We start from the raw sequence: 17760 nt of genomic DNA, 5'->3' as shown, positions 1-17760 counted from the left end.
AGGTGCTGGGGAGTTCGCCAGCTACGGGGTGAACGGTCCGAAGACCTGTGTCCACTCGTAGACGTCGGTCTGGCGGATGACGCCGACTGCGGCGAAGGGGTCGGCGGGGAGGAGCTCCCGCAGGGACGCCTCGTCGTCGCTCTCCCAGAGGAGCAGCGCGCCCGAGTGAGGAGCGGCCCAAGGGCCAGAGGCCTTCAGGAGGCCCGCGTCCTTCTGCTCGCCGAGCCAGGCCCGGTGCGCGGGGCGGTGCTCGTCGCGGGTGTCGGCTGAATCGTCTGCGTAGTGGTAGATCGTGGCGAAGAGAGGCACGGAGGCTCCTAGTTCCGGTCGGGGCTGGTCGGGTCGGTCGGCTCGTCGCTCGGCCGCTGGAAGCTGACTTCCTCCCACTCGGTCACCGTCGGCGCCTCGAACTCGTCGTCGCTCGCCGCGGCTTCCGCAGTCGCGATGAGGCGAGTGTCGTCGTCGTCGGCTGAGAGCAGGGGCGCCGCCGTCTCGCGGGCGTCGATGCTGGCCTCGGTGTCGAAGGCGGAATCGGCGACGGTCTCGGCGAGCAGCGCGTCCTCGGTCCGCGTCGCCTCGTCGGCGTCGCCGAAGTCGTCACCGCTCTGCTCCATGATGACGGGGGCGCTGCCAGGACGGAGCTCGGTTCCATCCTCGACGAGGCTCGTCTCCGTGCCGTTCTCGGGCATGCGCCCCGGAACCTCGTAGTGCACGTACAGCGCGTCCTCCTCGGCAGGGCTGAGGTTCTGGTCGACCTCCGTGCTGGGAGCGCTCGTCACGAGCGACTTCGAGTAGGGCACGAGGATGCGCTTCTCGTCCAGTTCCGCGACATCGAGCGGGATGAAGAACTCCTTGGTGCCGAAGAGGCCCGTCTTCACCGTGACCCAGTTGGGGTCGCGCGTCTGGTCGTCGAGGTACACCTGGCCGACACGGCCGATCCGCTCGTCGCCCGGGCCGAAGACGGTCGCCTGGAAGATGCGGGTGAGCTTCGCCTCGTGGGCCTTGAGCTGGGCGGCTGCGCTGCTCTCGCCGCTCACGTGGCCGGTGCCGGCGGCAAGTGAGTCCGAGGTTTCGTCGGTGTCCTGGGGCGGCTCGATGGGGTCGTCTGCGAGGTCCCCGATCGTGTCGCCCGGAGCCAGGTCCTCGTCGGGGACACCCGCGGCCTCGATGCGCGTGGTGTCCTCGTCGCGCGGCTCGAAATCGGGGTCGAACTTGGTGTTCGTGTCGTCGGCAGCCATGCTGTGCTCCTCGGTCAACGTGGATGTGGCGGGCCATCCGTGCCCACGTGCGCACGAACGACCTGCACAAGACTAGCGATTGCAGCGGTGCGCTGGCCGAATCGGCGCTACGAGGCGGGCTCGGCGGGCACTCGGCCTCCGGCGTCCGGTGCCGCGGAAGCCGGCTGTGCGGCGGCGGCGGCAGCGGCCGACGCCTCTGCCCGGCGGGCCGCTCGGGCAGCCGAGGAACGCATGCTGAGGCGCACGATGACCCAGGCCGCGGCGCCGAGCACGGCGAGGAGCGCGAGACCGGGGAGCGCGAAACCCAGCGCGGTCCAGAACGAGGCGAACCCGCGTAGCAGTGCCGCCATGCCGTCCTGCAGGCCCGCGAGGAAGCCAGCGGGCTCCTCCCCGGGGGACGGGGCGTCGCTCGAGATGGAGATGGAGACGGTCGAGTACGCGATGCTCTCCTCGAGCACCTCGAGCTGCGCGCGGAGGCTCTGCAGCTCGCTCGTGCGCTCGGTCAGCGTCGTCTCGATCGCGAGGAGGTCGTCGACCTCCGTGGCCGAGGAGAGCATCCCTCGCAGCGAGGTCACTGACGCTTCGAGGGTCGAGACGCGTGAGGACATGTCCGTCTTCTGCAGTGTGACGTCGACGGCGGAGGTCTCGACGGAGACCACCTCTCCGACCTCGCGCAGCTCGGTGATGAACGCGTCGTAGTCTGCTGCCGGCACCCGCGCGGTCAGCTGCGCCGAGATGGAGTCGCCTCCCGTCTCCGATCGGGCGTCGATGCGCCCGTCGCGGGCCTCCACGAGGGCCTCCACCTGCGTGCGGGCCCCGGGCACGTCGCCGGTCTGGATCCCCACGTAGCCCGTCGTGACCACGTCCCGATTCTCCTGCGTGGCGTCAGCGGCCGCCTCCGGGACACCCGCGGAGTCCTGCGCGACGCCCTGCGGCGCCGATTCGGACTGCGACTCGGTCGAGGACATGCCGCTCGCGCATCCGGAGAGCAGGAGCGCACTGAGGGCGAGGGCGGTCGCGGCGCCGAGCCGCCGGAATGTGGTGCGCATAGGAGTCATGCAAGCACCTGGCGGGGCTCGGCGTGCTCCGAGTTCCCCCAGAGATCCACTGCGGGCGCGCGGTCAGAAGAACAGGTCTGGGTCCTTGCCGGTGCGTTCGCCGGACTCGAGGGCGGCGATGACGGCGAGGTCTTCGGCGTCGAGCGCGAAGTCGAAGACCTCGAGGTTCGAGGCGAGTCGCTCGCGGTGCACCGACTTCGGGATGACGACGTTGCCGAGGTCCAGCTGCCAGCGCAGCACGACCTGGGCGACCGTCTTGCCGTGCTTGTCGGCCAGGGCGACGAGCGCAGGCTCGTCGAGCAGCGTGCCCCGTGCGAGCGGCGACCACGCCTCCGTGAGGATGCCGTGCGCTCGGTTGTACGCGCGGGTCTCGACCTGCGGGAGGCGAGGATGCAGCTCGATCTGGTTGACGGCCGGCACGGTCTCGGTCTCTTCCGCGAGGCGGTCGAGGTGGTGTCCTTTGAAGTTCGAGACGCCGATGGATCGGGCACGCCCCTCGCCATGGAGCCGCTCGAGCGCTCGCCAGGTCTCGACGTACCTGCCCTGCGCCGGGGCAGGCCAGTGGATGAGGTAGAGGTCGACGTAGTCGAGGCCGAGCTTCTCGAGGCTCTCGTCGAAGGAGGCGAGCGTCTCCTCGAAGCCGTGTCGGTCGTGCCAGACCTTCGTCGCCACGAAGAGCTCCTCGCGGGGAGCCCCGCTCTCGCGGATGCCGCGGCCGACGCCCGCCTCGTTGTCGTAGAACGCCGCCGTGTCGAGGTGTCGGTAGCCCAGGTCGATGGCATCCACCACGACCCTGGTCGCCTCGAGGTCAGGGACCTTGTAGACGCCGAGACCGAGTTGGGGGATCTGGATGCCGTCGTTCATGGTCAGGCTGGGGGTGAGCGGCGAGGTCATCTGGGCCTTTCGGTCGGCGTTCTGAGCACCGGGAGCGGCATCAGGAAGGGGCGTTCAGGACGTTCATGGGCTCGGTGTCGGGTCGCGGCGCGATGTCGGCACCACGCAGGTCCGGGATATGCCCGCGCCAGAGGAGGGCGACGACTGCGCCCGCGAGGGCGAACGCGGCGCTCACCAGGAAGCCGCCGAGGGAACCCGCCAGGTCGTTCGCGATGCCGGCGAGCGCGGACCCAGCCGCGGCTCCGATGAGCTGCCCCGTTGCCATCCAGCCGTATGACTCGGCGCTCTCGCTGAAGCGGACGCTCGAGGAGACGGCCGAGAAGCTGCCGGAGAAGACGGGCGCGATGCCGAGGCCGCTCACGAAGAATGCGGCGCCGAGCCAGATCGGGTTCGTCGAGATCAGCGCGAGGCCGATGCCGAGGAACACGATCCCCATGCGGCGGGCGAGGGAGAGGGGCGCAAGCGGCAGGTGCCCGAAGGCGAGGCCGCCGACGAGGGAGCCCACGGCCAAGACGGCGAGCAGGATGCCGGTCTCCGCGCGCTCGTGGCCGAACTCCGCCACGACGGCGGCCTCGATGGCGGCGCAGGCGCCGACGAGGAGGGCGCCCGTCACGGACATGAGGACGACGACCGGTTTGCGCAGCACCGCCCCCGCTCTGCGTCGCGACTTCGGGATGCGCACCTTGCCCACCTCGGGGGCTGCCACGAACCAGAGGCCGCCGACGAGGGTGATGCCGGCACCGACGAGGATGCCGGCTGCTGGCGAGATCGCGAACGCGACGGCGGTCGTGGCGACGGGCCCGATCACCCAGATGACCTCCTGGAGGGAGGCGTCGAGCGAGAAGAGGCGCGACAGCTGCGATGCGGTGACGACCTTGGGGTAGATCGTCCGGACGGCGGGGGAGACGGGAGGGATGCTGAGCCCAGCCAGCACCGCGAGGATCGCCGCCTGCCAGAGCACCGGTGGCCAGAGCGCGAGCGCCGTGAGCGAGAGCGAGCACGCGATCATCGTGAAGATCAGCACGGGCCTCATGCCCCAGACGGTCATGAGGCGCCCGGCGACCGGGCCCGAGACCGCCTGGCCGATGCTCAGGGCGGCGAGGACCACGCCGGCGGAGGTGAAGTTGTCGTAGGTGTCCTCGACGTGCATGAGGATCGCGAGCGAGAGCATGCCGGCGGGGAACCTGGCGACGAGCTGCGAGAGCAGGAGTCGTGTCAGGCCTGGGGTTCTGAGTACAGTCGCGTAGTTCGTCACGGCGCCGACAATCGTACGCCTCGGACGGGGAATGTCGGTGGTTGGGGACAGACTGTGCACAACCGCCGGAAAACGGTGGAGAAACGCCGGAAACTGGGGCATTTTCTGTGGAGGACTTGTGGAGAACTACACGGTTGTAACACCCTATCTAGTGGTGGTAGCCTCATCGAGCACAAGATGTAGTGGCCGCGGGAAACTGCGACACAACGGGGGTTCATCCACCTGGCACCGCGTGAGACTGCTTCGGCAGGGCCGCGAGAGACCGGGCGAGACGCTTTCAACACACTGCACGAATAGCACTCCCCAAGCACTTAGGAACCAGGAGAAAACCATGGCAATCGCCGTCTACAGCAAGCCGTCATGCGTGCAGTGCACCGCCACCTACCGTGCCCTCGACAAGCAGGGCATCGAGTACGAGATCTTCGACGTCTCCGCAGACGAGAAGGCGCTGCAGACCGTCAAGGAGCTCGGCTACATGCAGGCTCCCGTCGTCATCGCGGGCGATGACCACTGGTCGGGCTTCCGCCCCGACAAGATCAGCCAGCTGGCTGCTCTCGCAACGGCCTAGCCGTCGCACCGGGCGACGCTCACTGCGCTGATCGTCGTTCACCGCTCTGAGCGCTCGCATCTCGAAACGCGACTCATGACGCGCATCCAGGTATGACGCGGATGAAGAAGGGACTGCACCCATGACCGGGCTCATCTACTTCTCGAGCGTCTCCGAGAACACGCGCCGCTTCGTCGAGAAGCTCGACCGGCCAGCGAGCCGCATCCCGCTCTTCCCGAGCGAACCCCAGCTTGTCGCGGACGAGCCCTACGTGCTCATCCTCCCCACCTACGGCGGGGGAGATGGGCGCGGGGCCGTCCCCAAGCAGGTCATCAGATTCCTCAACGAGCCACGCAACCGCGAGCTCCTCCGCGGCGTCATCGCCGGCGGAAACACGAACTTCGGCAAAGGCTACGGCCTCGCCGCCGACATCATCTCCTCGAAGTGCGGCGTACCCACGCTGTATCGCTTCGAACTCTTCGGCACGCCAGACGACGTCGCCGCAGTCAACTCTGGATTGGACAGGTTTTGGCAGCAACAACCGCTCTCGACGACGCAAGTGTCATCACGATGAACGCACCAACCGCGGCGAACACGCTCGACTACCACTCGCTCAACGCGATGCTCAACCTGTACGACGAGAACGGCCAGATCCAGTTCGACAAGGATCGCGAAGCCGCTCACCAGTACTTCATCCAGCACGTCAACCAGAACACGGTGTTCTTCCACGACCTGGAGGAGCGCCTCGAGTACCTCGTCGAGAACGAGTACTACGAGCCCGAGACCCTGGCGATGTACGCGCACTCCTTCATCGAGGGGCTCCGCAACCGCCTCTACGCGAAGAAGTTCCGCTTCCCGACCTTCCTCGGCGCCTTCAAGTTCTACACCTCGTACGCGCTCAAGACGTTCGACGGCAAGCGGTACCTCGAGCGCTTCGAGGACCGCGTGCTCATGGTCGCGCTCGGCCTGGCGCAGGGCGACGAGACCCTCGCCACGTCGCTCGCCGACGAGATGATCGCCGGGCGCTTCCAGCCCGCGACCCCGACGTTCCTTAACACGGGCAAGAAGCAGCGAGGCGAGCTCGTCTCCTGCTTCCTCCTCCGTATCGAGGACAACATGGAGTCGATCGGCCGCTCCATCAACTCCGCCCTGCAGCTCTCGAAGCGCGGAGGCGGCGTCGCCTTCAACCTGTCGAACATCCGCGAGTCGGGTGCGCCGATCAAGCAGATCCAGAACCAGTCCTCGGGAATCATCCCGATCATGAAGCTGCTGGAAGACTCCTTCTCCTACGCGAACCAGCTCGGCGCGCGTCAGGGTGCTGGAGCCGTGTACCTCAACGTGCACCACCCCGACATCATGCGGTTCCTCGACACCAAGCGCGAGAACGCCGACGAGAAGATCCGCATCAAGACGCTGTCGCTCGGCGTCGTCGTCCCGGACATCACGTTCGACCTCGCCAAGCGCGGCGAAGACATGTACCTCTTCTCCCCGTACGACGTCGAGCGCGTCTACGGCAAGCCGTTCGGCGACATCTCCGTCACGGAGAAGTACTACGAGATGGTCGACGACGCACGCATCCAGAAGACGAAGATCAGCGCACGCCAGCTGTTCCAGACGCTTGCCGAGATCCAGTTCGAGTCCGGATACCCGTACATCATGTACGAGGACACGGTGAACCGTGCGAACCCCATCGAGGGCCGCATCAACATGTCGAACCTGTGCTCGGAGATCCTCCAGGTCAACTCGCCGACGACGTACACCGACGACCTCGGCTACGAGACCATCGGCAACGACATCTCCTGCAACCTCGGGTCGATGAACATCGCCGCCGCCATGGACTCGCGCAACCTCGCGACGGCCGTCGAGACCGCGATCCGCGGCCTCACCGCCGTCAGCGACATGAGCCACATCGCGTCGGTACCCTCCATCGCGAAGGGCAACGACGAGTCGCACGCCATCGGCCTCGGCCAGATGAACCTGCACGGCTTCCTCGGTCGCGAGCGCATCTTCTACGGTTCCGAAGAGGCTCTCGACTTCACGAACATCTACTTCTACACGGTCGTGTTCCACGCGATCCGCGCCTCGAACCTCATCGCGACCGAGCGTGGCAAGTCCTTCGCGGGCTTCGAGCGCTCCACCTACGCGACGGGCGAGTTCTTCGACAAGTACGTCGACGTCGAGTGGGCTCCCAAGACGGAGCGCGTCCGCGAGCTCTTCGAGGGCATGCACATCCCGACGCAGGCCGACTGGGCCGAGCTGCGCGAGCTCGTGCAGAAGCACGGCATGTACAACCGCAACCTGCAGGCGGTTCCGCCGACCGGTTCGATCAGCTACATCAACCACTCGACGTCGTCGATCCACCCGATCGCGTCGAAGATCGAGATCCGCAAGGAAGGCAAGCTCGGCCGCGTCTACTACCCGGCGCCCTACCTCTCGAACGACAACCTCGAGTACTTCGAGGACGCCTACGAGATCGGCTACGAGAAGATCATCGACACCTACGCCGAGGCGACGCAGCACGTCGACCAGGGCCTGTCGCTGACGCTCTTCTTCAAGGACACGGCGACGACCCGCGACATCAACCGCGCGCAGATCTACGCGTGGAAGAAGGGCATCAAGACGATCTACTACATTCGTCTTCGCCAGCTCGCGCTCGAGGGCACCGAGGTCGACGGCTGCGTCAGCTGCATGCTGTAGGCCCCTCCCTGCTTTCGAGTCAGCCCTGCTTTCGAGTGAGGCCTGCCTCCGGGTGAGCTGCCCGACCATTCCCGCACGAACGCGACAGAAAAGAACTCCACGCACATGAACCCGCAGGCCGAGACGAGCCACCTTCTCGAGAAGGTCCAGGCGATCAACTGGAACCGCATCCCAGACGAGAAAGATGTCGAGGTCTGGAACCGACTCGTCAACAACTTCTGGCTCCCCGAGAAGGTGCCGCTGTCGAACGACGTGCAGTCGTGGAACACGCTCACGCCTGCAGAGCAGACGCTCACCATGCGCGTCTTCACGGGGCTCACCCTGCTCGACACGATCCAGGGAACCGTGGGCGCGGTCAGCCTCATCCCCGACTCGCTGACGCCGCACGAGGAGGCCGTCTACACGAACATCGCGTTCATGGAGTCGGTGCACGCCAAGAGCTACTCGTCGATCTTCTCGACCCTCTCGAGCACGCCGCAGATCGACGACGCGTTCCGCTGGTCGACGGAGAACGAGAATCTGCAGCGCAAGGCGCAGATCGTCATGAACTACTACCACGGCAACGACCCGCTCAAGCGGAAGATCGCGTCGACGCTGCTGGAGTCGTTCCTGTTCTACTCGGGCTTCTACCTGCCCATGTACTGGTCGAGCCACGCCAAGCTCACCAACACGGCCGACCTCATCCGCCTCATCATCCGCGACGAGGCAGTGCACGGCTACTACATCGGCTACAAGTACCAGAAGGGCCTCGAGCTGGTCGACGAGGCCAAGCGCCAGGAGCTCAAGGACTACACGTTCGAGCTGCTCTTCGAGCTCTACGAGAACGAAGTGCAGTACACGCACGACCTGTACGACGAAGTCGGCCTCGCCGAGGACGTCAAGAAGTTCCTGCACTACAACGCCAACAAGGCGCTCATGAACCTCGGGTACGAGCCCATGTTCCCCTCGAGCGTCACCGACGTGAACCCGGCGATCCTGTCGGCGCTCTCGCCGAACGCCGACGAGAACCACGACTTCTTCTCCGGGTCGGGCTCCTCCTACGTCATCGGCAAGGCCGTCAACACGGAAGACGAGGACTGGGACTTCTAAGCCCAGCTGTCTCCACCACGCGCCACCCTCGAGGCGGTGCCGACCAGGACTCCTGGTGGGCACCGCCTCGAGGCGTCTCCGGCGACACCCCCCGCCGAGCAGCGCTCCGCGCCCGGCGGGCAAACCGCTGCCCGCAAGGTCGGGAGCGGACTTCTGGTCGCTTCCGCTGCGTTGTGACGACCACAACACAGCCCTCGACCTTGGCAGCCCTGCCCGGTGCGAAGTCAGGGGCATTCTCGTCCTGGTGTGGAGGAGCCAATTCCTGCCGCGATCCAAGCGCCGAGCGCTACGCTCAGCCTGCGGCACTCCGCCGCGCGGGCTGCGCAACGATGCGCCGAAGACGATCGAGGAGACCCCATGGGACACGACAAGAACGAAGAGCTGCGCGAAGAGCACGAGCATCAGGAAGAGCACCGCCAGGAACGTCGCGACGAGAAGTTCGAGACCGGCGACGGCGCCGTCGACGACGAGGGATCGCAGGACCGCCGACGCCAGGACGGCATCAGCGACCTCGCCTGACCGCTGAGCCCGGCACGCCACGAGTCGCGTGCCGGGCACCCGGCGGGACGAGCGATGGGCGAACGCCTCCCAACACCGCAGGAGAAGCCATGATCGACAGCGACGTCGACACCACGTCCGATGACGGACGAGACGAGACCCCCAACGAACGCTCGGACCGCAACTGGAGCGAGCTCATGCAGGAGTTCCGCGTGCTGCAGACCGGCACGCAGATCATGGCCGGTTTCCTGCTGACGCTGCCGTTCCAGCAGCGCTTCACGGAGCTCGGTCCGTTCGATCACGTGCTCTACCTGTGCCTCGTCATCTTCGCCGTCCTCGTCACGCTCCTCGCGCTCGCGCCCGTCATGCTGCATCGCATCCTGTTCGGCGAAGGGGCGAAAGCGCAGCTCGTCCACGCCGCCAGCGTCATCCTCATCCTCTGCCTCATCGCAGCGTCACTGCTCTTCGTGGGCATCGTGCTCTTCGTGTTCGACTTCGTCGTCTCGCCAACCGCCGGAATCTGGGCAGGCGGAGCCGTGGCCGGGCTCGTGGTGCTCCTCTGGACGGTCGGCCCCAGGCTCCTCAGGAACGCGCGCGACCGAGCGGCTCACGCCTCGCCGACGCCGAACGCATCGAAGACCTGAGCCGGCACCTCGGGGGTCCGGGCGTCGTACAGGTAGCTCTCGACGACGGCAGCCGCATCCGCTTTCTCGCCTGCGCCTGCGCCTGCACCTGCAGACACGGTCAGCACGCTGAACACGCTCAGCCCCGGCTCCGCGACGTAGGGGAGTGGCTCGCCGGCCGCTCCGAGCCGAGGGGCACGCGTCGGAACGATGGGGTCGAGGCCGCCAGCGTCGCCCTGCGCCACTGCATCGTGCGCGTTCCACCGGAACGACGGGCGCGTTCGACGGCGGCCGCTGCTCTGATCGAATGCCCCGTGTGTGCTCCCAGCGTGCGACGTCTCGAGGTACTGCACGCCCGCCGCTGAGGCGAACCTCGACCACAGGTGCGAGTGCCCGCCGATGACGAGGTCGACGCGCGCCGCTTCGAAGAGCGGTGCGATGTCGCGCAGCAGGATGCTCTCGGCCGACGGGTAGTCGTAGCGCACGCCGGTCAGCTCGCCGAGCCCGTCGCGCTCCTCGAGGCGAACGGGATGCGCGAAGTGCGGCATCGCGTTCACGCCGATGCTGTGCGGGCTCTCGTGCATGACGACCACGCGCAGCCTCGCTTCCGTGAAGGCGGGGCTCGCGAGCTCGCGGCGCAGCCACTCGTACTGCGGGCTCCCGGCCTGCAGGTCGTCGATGATGTGCGACCCGTAGCGCTGAGCCAGCGGATCTTCAAGCGCGTGCGCGGCCTCCTGGTAGCGGCTCGACACGAGGCGAGCGGCGGGGTCGTCGTCGGCCCGGTCGGAGCGCCAAATCCGCGTCGCGCTCAGGGCGACGATGCGCACCCCGCCGAAGGTGACCGCGTAGAAGCGGGAGCCGGACGGCGAGGGGAACAGGGTCTCGTAGTTCGAGAGGCTCAGACCGTCGTCGGACACGCGCACGGGCAATGCGCCCTCGAAGGACTCCGAGAGCGTCCGCCCAGGCTCTCGCCTGCCCTGGACCTCGTGGTTGCCGACCACCGAGAAGATCGGCGTGCTCGGCAGGATGTCTCGCATGGACGGGAAGAACGCGGAGCCGCGAGCGTCGTCGAACCATTCCGAGGCGCGGTCGGGGACATTCACGAAGTCGCCCGCGTACAGCACGGCGTCGAAGGGGCCAGCGGCTTCGCTCGCTTGCCGCATGGCTACCGGGACGGGAGCGCCGAGCTGGTGGTCGCTCGTCAGCAGCAGACGCAGGAGCGGGGCGTCCGCGGGCGGAGCTGCGGAGAGGCGTGCGACCCGGGAAGCGGCGGCACCGCTCACGACCCGATACGCGCAGCCGACTCCGGGCTCCAGGCCCGAGGCTCGAGCCGACTGGCGCCACACCTCACGCATGACCGTCGTCTCCGTCTCGAGTGCGTTCCGGAGGTCCTCGAGCCCGGCGGGGAGGAAGCTCTCGCGGTCCTCCGCCATCGCGGACAGTCGGACGCCAGCGGATCTCGTCACCTGAGCGCCCGGCAGCGAGCTCGCGAGCGCAGGGTCCTTCAGCTCCTCGACCGAGAGCTCCGCGAGACGCTCGCCGAGCTCGATCGGCACGACGATGAGGCGGGAGTCGCGAGCCTCCCCGTCCGTCACCCAGGCGACCTCCACGCCCGAAGCGTCGGGCAGCACCAGATACGGCTCGCACAGCAAGCTGACGTCGTTCTCGTCCCGCATCGTTCCGCCCTCCGCCGAACCCGACCGCAGATCCGGCCCTGCCAAGCGTAATCACGAGGGCGTCTCCCGCCGCGCCCTCGAGGCCCAAGACGCCATCGCGAAAACATCACAAGGGGAACACGATCTACGGATCGTGTCATACAGCAGACTCCCAGCCAGGTAGCGTTGCGCTCATAATTCGGTTGCTGCGATCTGCGGCTGCTGACAGACCGGCAGAAGCGGGGGCTGCGCCGGGTACCGCCAGGTTCCAACGCTCCTCCAGAAACTGCCCTGGCCGAGGAGCACGATGCGAACTTCGCTCACCTCACTCCTGCAACGAGTCGCAGACTCACGAAACCAAGTCCTGTCCGTCATCGCGGTCGCACTGCTGCTGCTGTTGACCGGTGGAGCCATCGCGGGAACCGCGCAAGCGGCCACGATCGGCAAGAGCGCGGTCGAGGGACAGACCTACACGATCGCCACCGACACCACGTGGGCGCCGTTCGAGTTCGAGATCGACGGCGAGCTCCGCGGGATCGACATGGACCTGATCAACGCCATCGCGGAAGATCAGGGCTTCAACGTCGAGATCAAGTCGCTCGGCTTCGACGGCGCGCTGCAGGCAGTGCAGACCAACGCCGTCGACGGCATGATCGCCGGAATGTCGATCACCGACGAGCGGAAGGGCACGTTCGACTTCTCGAACCCCTACTTCGACTCCGGCATCCAGATGGCCGTCGCCAAGAGCAACAACGACGTCACCAGCTACGAAGACCTCGAGGGCAAGACCGTCGCCGCGAAGAACGGCACGGAGGGCTTCACCTTCGCCGAGACGCTCGGCAAGGAGATCGGCTTCACCGTCACGGGCTTCCAGGACGCGTCCGACGCGTTCAACGACGTCACGAGCGGCAACTCGGTCGCAGTCTTCGACGACTTCCCGATCCTCCAGTACGGCATCGAGACCGGCGAGATCAACCTCAAGACGGTCACCGAGCCTGAGCGCGCCTCCTCCTACGGCTTCGCCGTCAACAAGGGCCAGAACGCGGAACTCCGCGAGGCCTTCAACGACGGACTCAAGAACGTCGTCGAGAACGGCACCTACCAGGGCATCCTCGACGAGTACCTCGGAGACGGCGCACCGGATGCGACCAAGATCTCCGGCGGCGTCGTCACCCTCGGCAACGAGGTCATCGAGGACGACGGCCCCGGAACGCTGCCCAAGAACCCGCTCTTCGCCGTCGACACCCCCAAGGACAAGGGCTCGTACGTCATCGCGACGGACAACACCTACGCGCCCTTCGAGTTCGAGCAGAACGGCGAACTCCTCGGCATCGACATGGACCTCATCCGCGCCATCGCCGCGAACCAGGGCTTCGAGATCGACATCAAGCCGCTGGGCTTCGACGCCGCTCTCCAGGCCGTGCAGTCCGGCCAGGCGGACGGCATCATCGCCGGCATGACCATCACCGACGAGCGCAAGCAGGTCTTCGACTTCTCGGAGCCCTACTTCACCTCGGGCGTGCAGATGGCCGTCAAGGACGGCGACACCAGCATCACCGGCTACGAGGACCTCGCCGGCAAGAACGTGGCCGTCAAGACCGGCACGGTCGGCGCAACCACCGCCGAGGAGCTGTCCTCCGAATACGGCTTCACGATCCGAACGTTCTCCGACACCGCCGACATGATCGCGGAGGTGCAGACGGGCAACTCCGTCGCGCTCTTCGAGGACTTCCCGGTGCTGCAGTACGGCATCCAGCAGGGCAACGGCCTCATGACCGTGACCGACCCCATCGAGGGCGGCGAGTACGGCTTCGCAGTCCTCAAGGGCCAGAACCCCGAGCTCCTCGAGCTCTTCGACGCCGGCCTTGCCAACGCCGACGACACGGGCGTGCTCGCGACGATCAGCGACCGCTACCTCGGCAGCGAGGAGGAATCGGGCCAGCTCGGCTTCTTCGAGCTCGTCGTCGCCGCCTTCCCGTCGCTCATGGTCGGCCTCGGCTACACGCTGCTCGCCACCGCCCTGTCGCTCGTCTTCGCGATGATCCTGGGCCTCGCGTTCGGCTTCCTGAAGATCTCGAAGAACGTGCTGCTTCGCGGCATCGCCTCCACGTACGTGAACATCTTCCGAGGCACCCCGGTGCTGGTGCAGGCGTTCTTCTTCTACTTCGGCGTGCCAGCCGTGACGGGCATCTCGCTCGACGCGCTCACCGCCGGTGTGATCACGCTGAGCCTCAACGCCGGCGCGTACATCACGGAGACGGTGCGCTCCGGCATCCAGTCTGTGGACCCCGGCCAGATGGAAGCCGCGCGCTCGCTCGGCCTGACCCGCGGCAAGTCGATGCGCCGGGTCGTGCTGCCGCAGGCGTTCAAGATCATGACGCCGTCGCTCATCAACCAGTTCATCATCACGCTGAAGGACACCTCGCTGCTGTCCGTCCTCGGCTTCGCTGAGCTCACCTACCAGGGCCGCATCGTCATCGCCTCGACCTTCCGGTCGTTCGAGATCTGGCTCGTCGTCGGCGTGCTCTACTTCATCGTCATCTACCTGCTGACGGTCCTCTCCAACTACGTCGACAAGAGGTTCAACAAATGAGTGACGTGAACAACTCAGCGTCGGATGCGTCAGCCGTGGAGCAGACGCCATTCACCGGTCGCTTCGACGCGGTCAACTCCGGCCAGCCGCGCGTGCGGGTCGTCGAGATGCACAAGTCCTTCGGACCCGTGGAGGTGCTCAAGGGCATCGATCTCGAGATCGCGAACGGCGAGGTCATCGCGATCATCGGCCCGTCCGGCTCCGGGAAGTCGACGCTGCTCCGCTGCCTGAACCGCCTCGAAGAGGTCACGAAGGGGCACGTCTTCGTCGACGACGACGACATCACCGCCCCGAAGACGAACCTCGACAAGGTTCGGCAGCGCATCGGCATGGTGTTCCAGCACTTCAACCTCTTCCCGCACATGACGGTGCTCGAGAACGTGACGCTGGCGCCCCGCGAGATCAAGGGCGTCACGAAGGATGCGGCCAACAAGCGCGGCGAGGAGCTGCTGCGCCGAGTGGGCCTCGACCACCTCATGGACCGCCGCCCCTCGCAGCTGTCCGGCGGCCAGAAGCAGCGCGTGGCGATCGCCCGGGCGCTCGCCATGGACCCGGAGATCATGCTCTTCGATGAGGCGACGAGCGCCCTCGACCCCGAGATGGTGGGCGAAGTGCTCCAGGTCATCCGCGACCTCGCCAAGTCGGGCATGACGATGGCCCTCGTCACCCACGAGATGGGCTTCGCGCGCGAAGTCGCCGACCGTGTCGTGTTCATGGCCGACGGCAAGATCGTCGAGACGGGCACTCCCGACGAGCTCTTCGGGAACCCGAAGGAGCCGCGCACGCAGGACTTCCTCGGCAAGGTCCTCTAGCTGTACATCTGACAGCGACCGCGCTCACCGGCGCTCGACGACGACGTGCCCCCTGTCCAGCGGACAGGGGGCACGCCGCATCCACTAGCCTGTCGTGGTGACGCTCAACGATGCACCCACAGAGGCCCAGTTCGCGAAGGACACCACCCCAGGATCCGAATGGTGGCGCTCAGCCGTCATCTACCAGGTCTACCCGCGCTCCTTCGCAGACGGGAGCGGCGACGGCATCGGCGACCTCGCTGGCGTCACGGCGCACATCCCGGACCTCGCCGACCTCGGGATCGACGCCATCTGGCTCTCCCCGTTCTACCCGTCGCCCCTCAACGACGCCGGCTACGACGTCGCCGACTACTGCGACGTCGACCCCGTCTTCGGCACCCTCGACGAGTTCGACCGGATGCTCGAGGCGGCCCACGAGCGGGGTATCCGCATCATCGTCGACATCGTCCCCAACCACTCTTCGTCGGAGCACGCCTGGTTCAAGGCCGCGCTCGCCGCCGGCCCCGGCAGCCCGGAGCGTGCGCGCTACCTGTTCCGCGAGGGCAAGGGCGAGCACGGCGAGCTGCCACCGAACAACTGGCAGTCGCTCTTCGGAGGGCCGGCATGGACGCGTCTCACCGAAGCAGACGGCACGCCCGGCCAGTGGTACCTGCACCTGTTCGACTCCACGCAGCCCGACTTCGACTGGTCGAACCCGGTTGTGCATCGGGATTTCGAGGACATCCTGCGCTTCTGGCTCGACCGCGGCGTCGACGGCTTCCGCATCGACGTGGCCCACGGCCTCGCGAAGGAAGACGGGTTGCCGGACTACATCCCCGTCGAGAGCGACCTGCCCATCGTCGGCGACCCCCGCACCCCGTACCTCGGCCAGGAGGCGGTCCACGAGATCTTCCGCGCCTGGCATCTCCTCGCTGCCGAGTACGACGGCGACCGCGTGCTGTGCGGCGAGGCGTGGCTGCCGAGCGTCGAGGAGATGGCCGAGTGGGTTCGCCCCGGCCAGCTGCACCAGACCTTCAACTTCGCCTACCTGCGCGCGCCGTGGGATGCGGACGGCCAGAAGGAGGTCGTGACCCGGTCGCTCGCCGCGTTCGCCGCATCCGGTGCGCCGAGCACCTGGGTGCTCTCGAATCACGACACGGTGCGCCACGCGACCCGCCTCGCCCTGACCGAGCCGAACGCGCACGGAGCCGGCGTCGGCCCGAAGACCCCCGGCCAGCCGGACCCCGTGGTCGGCGAGCGGCGCGCACGAGCCGCGACGGCGCTCATGCTCGGGCTGCCGGGCTCCAGCTACCTGTACCAGGGCGAGGAGCTCGGCCTGCCCGATGTCATCGACCTCGCGGACGAGGCGCGGCAGGACCCGATCTTCATCCGCTCCGAGGGTGAGCTGTACGGCCGTGACGGCTGCCGGGTGCCGATTCCGTGGGAGGCCGATGGCGGCAGCTACGGCTTCAGCGCGACGGGAGAGTCGTGGCTTCCGCAGCCGGAGCTGTGGGCGGAGCTCGCGCGCGGCGAGCAGGTGCACGACCCCTCCTCGACCCTGAACCTGTACCGCTCCCTGCTGGCGCTGCGCCGCGAGCACGACCTCGGCATGGGGGATGCCCGCTTCGCGTGGGTCGACGGCTTCGGCGACGAGGTGCTCGCGTACCGCAACGGCGACGTCACGGTGATCACCAACTTCGGCGCTCAGCCGGTTGCGCTGCCGGAGGGGCTCCGAGTGCTCGCCCGCAGCGAGGTGGCGCACGTCGAGGACGCAGGTCTCTTGACGACCGATACGACGGTCTGGCTGGCCGACGCCGAGTAGCCGCCGGGCGTGCACGCGGGGGAGGCCGTGGGGCCAGTCAGGGATACAGAACAGGTGAATGCTACGCCTGTTCGCTGACCCAAAACACAGCCAATTGTGGATGTGCGGGAGCACACTCGAAGGAGCAACCGGTGACCACCGGCCGCGCACTCTGAGAGGAACAGCACCATGGCATTTGCAGGAAAAGTCGCGATCGTGACCGGCGGCGGTTCGGGAATCGGCGAGGCGATCTCGAAGGAGCTCGCCGCCAACGGCGTCCAGGTGGTCGTCTCCGACATCAACCTCGAGGGTGCGAAGCGAGTGGTCGCCGAGATCGAGGCAGCCGGCGGCACCGCCTCGCCGTTCGAGGCGAACACCGCCGTCGCAGAGGACAGCGTCCGCACGGTCGAGCACGCCGTCGCCACCTATGGCAAGCTCAACTACGCCGTGAACAACGCCGGAATCGGCGGCAAGGCGGCCCCCGCCGCTGACGTCGAGGTCGACGACTGGGACCGCGTCATCAACATCAACCTCAACGGAGTGCTATACGGGCTCCGCGCGCAGATCCCCGCGATTCTCGAGGCCGGCGCCGAAGAGGGAGCCATCGTCAACATGGCCTCCATCCACGGAACGGTCGCGGCGATCGGCAGCGGCGCCTACACGGCCTCCAAGCACGCGGTTGTCGGCATCACGAAGAACTCGGCTGCCGAGTACGGCCCCCAGGGGCTTCGGATCAACGCCGTCGGACCCGGGTACATCTCCACGCCGCTGCTCGAGAAGCACCTCAGCGAGGAGCAGCTCGATGCTCTCGTCGCGAAGCACCCGCTTGGGCGCCTCGGCAAGGCCGAAGAGGTCGCGAACCTCACCACCTACCTGCTCTCCGACAAGGCGAGCTTCATGACGGGCTCCTACGTGCTCGTCGACGGCGGCTACACGGCCGTCTAGCGACGGCTGGCCGGCTCAGCGCAGCCCGGCTCGCGTCCAAGGAATCAGCCAGATGCGCGCTCCCGCCACCGGGAGC

At 67.2% G+C, this 17760-nt stretch carries 16 protein-coding genes; 10 read left to right on the top strand and 6 right to left on the bottom strand.

What is annotated here, in order from left to right; genetic code table 11:
- Positions 1 to 21 precede the first annotated feature (21 nt).
- From C5E06_RS12505 to C5E06_RS12485, 5 genes are all read right to left on the bottom strand, one after another.
- Complete coding sequence (locus C5E06_RS12505; RefSeq protein ID WP_104241782.1) at positions 22 to 309, bottom strand: YciI family protein; 288 nt, start codon at positions 307 to 309, stop codon at positions 22 to 24.
- An 8-nt stretch (positions 310 to 317) separates the two neighbouring features.
- Positions 318 to 1238: a PRC-barrel domain-containing protein gene (locus C5E06_RS12500; RefSeq protein WP_104307041.1), complete on the bottom strand. Its 921-nt coding sequence runs from the start codon at positions 1236 to 1238 to the stop codon at positions 318 to 320.
- 107 nt (positions 1239 to 1345) lie between these two features.
- On the bottom strand, positions 1346 to 2287 hold the full coding sequence (locus tag C5E06_RS12495; RefSeq protein ID WP_181062967.1) for a DUF4349 domain-containing protein: 942 nt from the start codon (positions 2285 to 2287) through the stop codon (positions 1346 to 1348).
- A gap of 72 nt (positions 2288 to 2359) precedes the next feature.
- Positions 2360 to 3190 carry an aldo/keto reductase gene (locus tag C5E06_RS12490; protein WP_104307039.1) on the bottom strand — a complete coding sequence of 277 codons (831 nt, stop codon included), beginning with the start codon at positions 3188 to 3190 and terminating at the stop codon, positions 2360 to 2362.
- A 40-nt stretch (positions 3191 to 3230) separates the two neighbouring features.
- The gene (locus C5E06_RS12485) at positions 3231 to 4445 is read right to left on the bottom strand and encodes an MFS transporter (RefSeq protein ID WP_104307038.1); all 1215 of its coding nucleotides are present in this window, start codon (positions 4443 to 4445) and stop codon (positions 3231 to 3233) included.
- A gap of 331 nt (positions 4446 to 4776) precedes the next feature.
- Here C5E06_RS12485 and nrdH point away from each other — a divergent pair, with 331 nt between their 5' ends.
- From nrdH to C5E06_RS12460, 6 genes are all read left to right on the top strand, one after another.
- Complete coding sequence (nrdH, locus tag C5E06_RS12480; protein ID WP_068478736.1) at positions 4777 to 5013, top strand: glutaredoxin-like protein NrdH; 237 nt, start codon at positions 4777 to 4779, stop codon at positions 5011 to 5013.
- Between the two features lie 121 nt (positions 5014 to 5134).
- Entirely contained in the window at positions 5135 to 5566 is a 432-nt protein-coding gene (gene nrdI, locus C5E06_RS12475) for a class Ib ribonucleoside-diphosphate reductase assembly flavoprotein NrdI (RefSeq protein ID WP_104241771.1), read from the top strand.
- The gene (nrdE, locus tag C5E06_RS12470) at positions 5563 to 7689 is read left to right on the top strand and encodes a class 1b ribonucleoside-diphosphate reductase subunit alpha (RefSeq protein ID WP_104241769.1); all 2127 of its coding nucleotides are present in this window, start codon (positions 5563 to 5565) and stop codon (positions 7687 to 7689) included. Before nrdI ends, nrdE begins: the two co-directional genes overlap by 4 nt.
- Before the next feature lie 105 nt (positions 7690 to 7794).
- On the top strand, positions 7795 to 8778 hold the full coding sequence (gene nrdF, locus C5E06_RS12465; protein WP_104241767.1) for a class 1b ribonucleoside-diphosphate reductase subunit beta: 984 nt from the start codon (positions 7795 to 7797) through the stop codon (positions 8776 to 8778).
- Positions 8779 to 9135: 357 nt separating this feature from the next.
- Positions 9136 to 9297 (top strand): hypothetical protein, encoded by a 162-nt coding sequence (locus C5E06_RS19340; RefSeq protein ID WP_160073323.1) that lies wholly within the window; start codon positions 9136 to 9138, stop codon positions 9295 to 9297.
- 89 nt (positions 9298 to 9386) lie between these two features.
- Positions 9387 to 9920: a DUF6328 family protein gene (locus tag C5E06_RS12460; protein WP_104307037.1), complete on the top strand. Its 534-nt coding sequence runs from the start codon at positions 9387 to 9389 to the stop codon at positions 9918 to 9920.
- On the opposite strand, the gene C5E06_RS12455 is transcribed toward C5E06_RS12460, so the two are convergent.
- Entirely contained in the window at positions 9884 to 11575 is a 1692-nt protein-coding gene (locus tag C5E06_RS12455) for a metallophosphoesterase (RefSeq protein ID WP_104307036.1), read from the bottom strand. The genes C5E06_RS12460 and C5E06_RS12455 overlap by 37 nt on opposite strands.
- A gap of 286 nt (positions 11576 to 11861) precedes the next feature.
- On the opposite strand from C5E06_RS12455, the gene C5E06_RS12450 reads away from it, so the two are divergent.
- The 4 genes from C5E06_RS12450 to C5E06_RS12435 all read left to right on the top strand — a co-directional run bounded on the left by C5E06_RS12450 (position 11862) and on the right by C5E06_RS12435 (position 17684).
- Complete coding sequence (locus tag C5E06_RS12450) at positions 11862 to 14147, top strand: amino acid ABC transporter substrate-binding protein/permease (protein WP_104307035.1); 2286 nt, start codon at positions 11862 to 11864, stop codon at positions 14145 to 14147.
- A 107-nt stretch (positions 14148 to 14254) separates the two neighbouring features.
- Positions 14255 to 14959 carry an amino acid ABC transporter ATP-binding protein gene (locus C5E06_RS12445; protein WP_181057946.1) on the top strand — a complete coding sequence of 235 codons (705 nt, stop codon included), beginning with the start codon at positions 14255 to 14257 and terminating at the stop codon, positions 14957 to 14959.
- A gap of 97 nt (positions 14960 to 15056) precedes the next feature.
- Positions 15057 to 16760, top strand: a complete 1704-nt coding sequence (locus C5E06_RS12440) for a glycoside hydrolase family 13 protein (RefSeq protein ID WP_258067597.1) — start codon at positions 15057 to 15059, stop codon at positions 16758 to 16760.
- Positions 16761 to 16928: 168 nt separating this feature from the next.
- Complete coding sequence (locus tag C5E06_RS12435; RefSeq protein WP_104299276.1) at positions 16929 to 17684, top strand: SDR family NAD(P)-dependent oxidoreductase; 756 nt, start codon at positions 16929 to 16931, stop codon at positions 17682 to 17684.
- Positions 17685 to 17760 lie beyond the last annotated feature (76 nt).

It is taken from the genome of Pseudoclavibacter sp. RFBI5 (genome assembly GCF_002931395.1).
Classification (GTDB): Bacteria; Actinomycetota; Actinomycetes; order Actinomycetales; family Microbacteriaceae; genus Pseudoclavibacter.
Note: the sequence above shows the minus strand (reverse complement) of the source record. Positions and strands in the feature narration are given on the sequence as shown.

Coding starts and splice junctions, on each gene's coding strand:
- nrdE (WP_104241769.1), top strand. CDS start 5,563: ATGAACGCACCAACCGCGGCGAACACGCTCGACTACCACTCGCTCAAC.
- C5E06_RS12435 (WP_104299276.1), top strand. CDS start 16,929: ATGGCATTTGCAGGAAAAGTCGCGATCGTGACCGGCGGCGGTTCGGGA.
- nrdF (WP_104241767.1), top strand. CDS start 7,795: ATGAACCCGCAGGCCGAGACGAGCCACCTTCTCGAGAAGGTCCAGGCG.
- C5E06_RS12460 (WP_104307037.1), top strand. CDS start 9,387: ATGATCGACAGCGACGTCGACACCACGTCCGATGACGGACGAGACGAG.
- C5E06_RS19340 (WP_160073323.1), top strand. CDS start 9,136: ATGGGACACGACAAGAACGAAGAGCTGCGCGAAGAGCACGAGCATCAG.
- nrdI (WP_104241771.1), top strand. CDS start 5,135: ATGACCGGGCTCATCTACTTCTCGAGCGTCTCCGAGAACACGCGCCGC.
- C5E06_RS12490 (WP_104307039.1), bottom strand. CDS start 3,190: ATGACCTCGCCGCTCACCCCCAGCCTGACCATGAACGACGGCATCCAG.
- nrdH (WP_068478736.1), top strand. CDS start 4,777: ATGGCAATCGCCGTCTACAGCAAGCCGTCATGCGTGCAGTGCACCGCC.
- C5E06_RS12455 (WP_104307036.1), bottom strand. CDS start 11,575: ATGCGGGACGAGAACGACGTCAGCTTGCTGTGCGAGCCGTATCTGGTG.
- C5E06_RS12495 (WP_181062967.1), bottom strand. CDS start 2,287: ATGCGCACCACATTCCGGCGGCTCGGCGCCGCGACCGCCCTCGCCCTC.
- C5E06_RS12450 (WP_104307035.1), top strand. CDS start 11,862: ATGCGAACTTCGCTCACCTCACTCCTGCAACGAGTCGCAGACTCACGA.
- C5E06_RS12445 (WP_181057946.1), top strand. CDS start 14,255: ATGCACAAGTCCTTCGGACCCGTGGAGGTGCTCAAGGGCATCGATCTC.
- C5E06_RS12500 (WP_104307041.1), bottom strand. CDS start 1,238: ATGGCTGCCGACGACACGAACACCAAGTTCGACCCCGATTTCGAGCCG.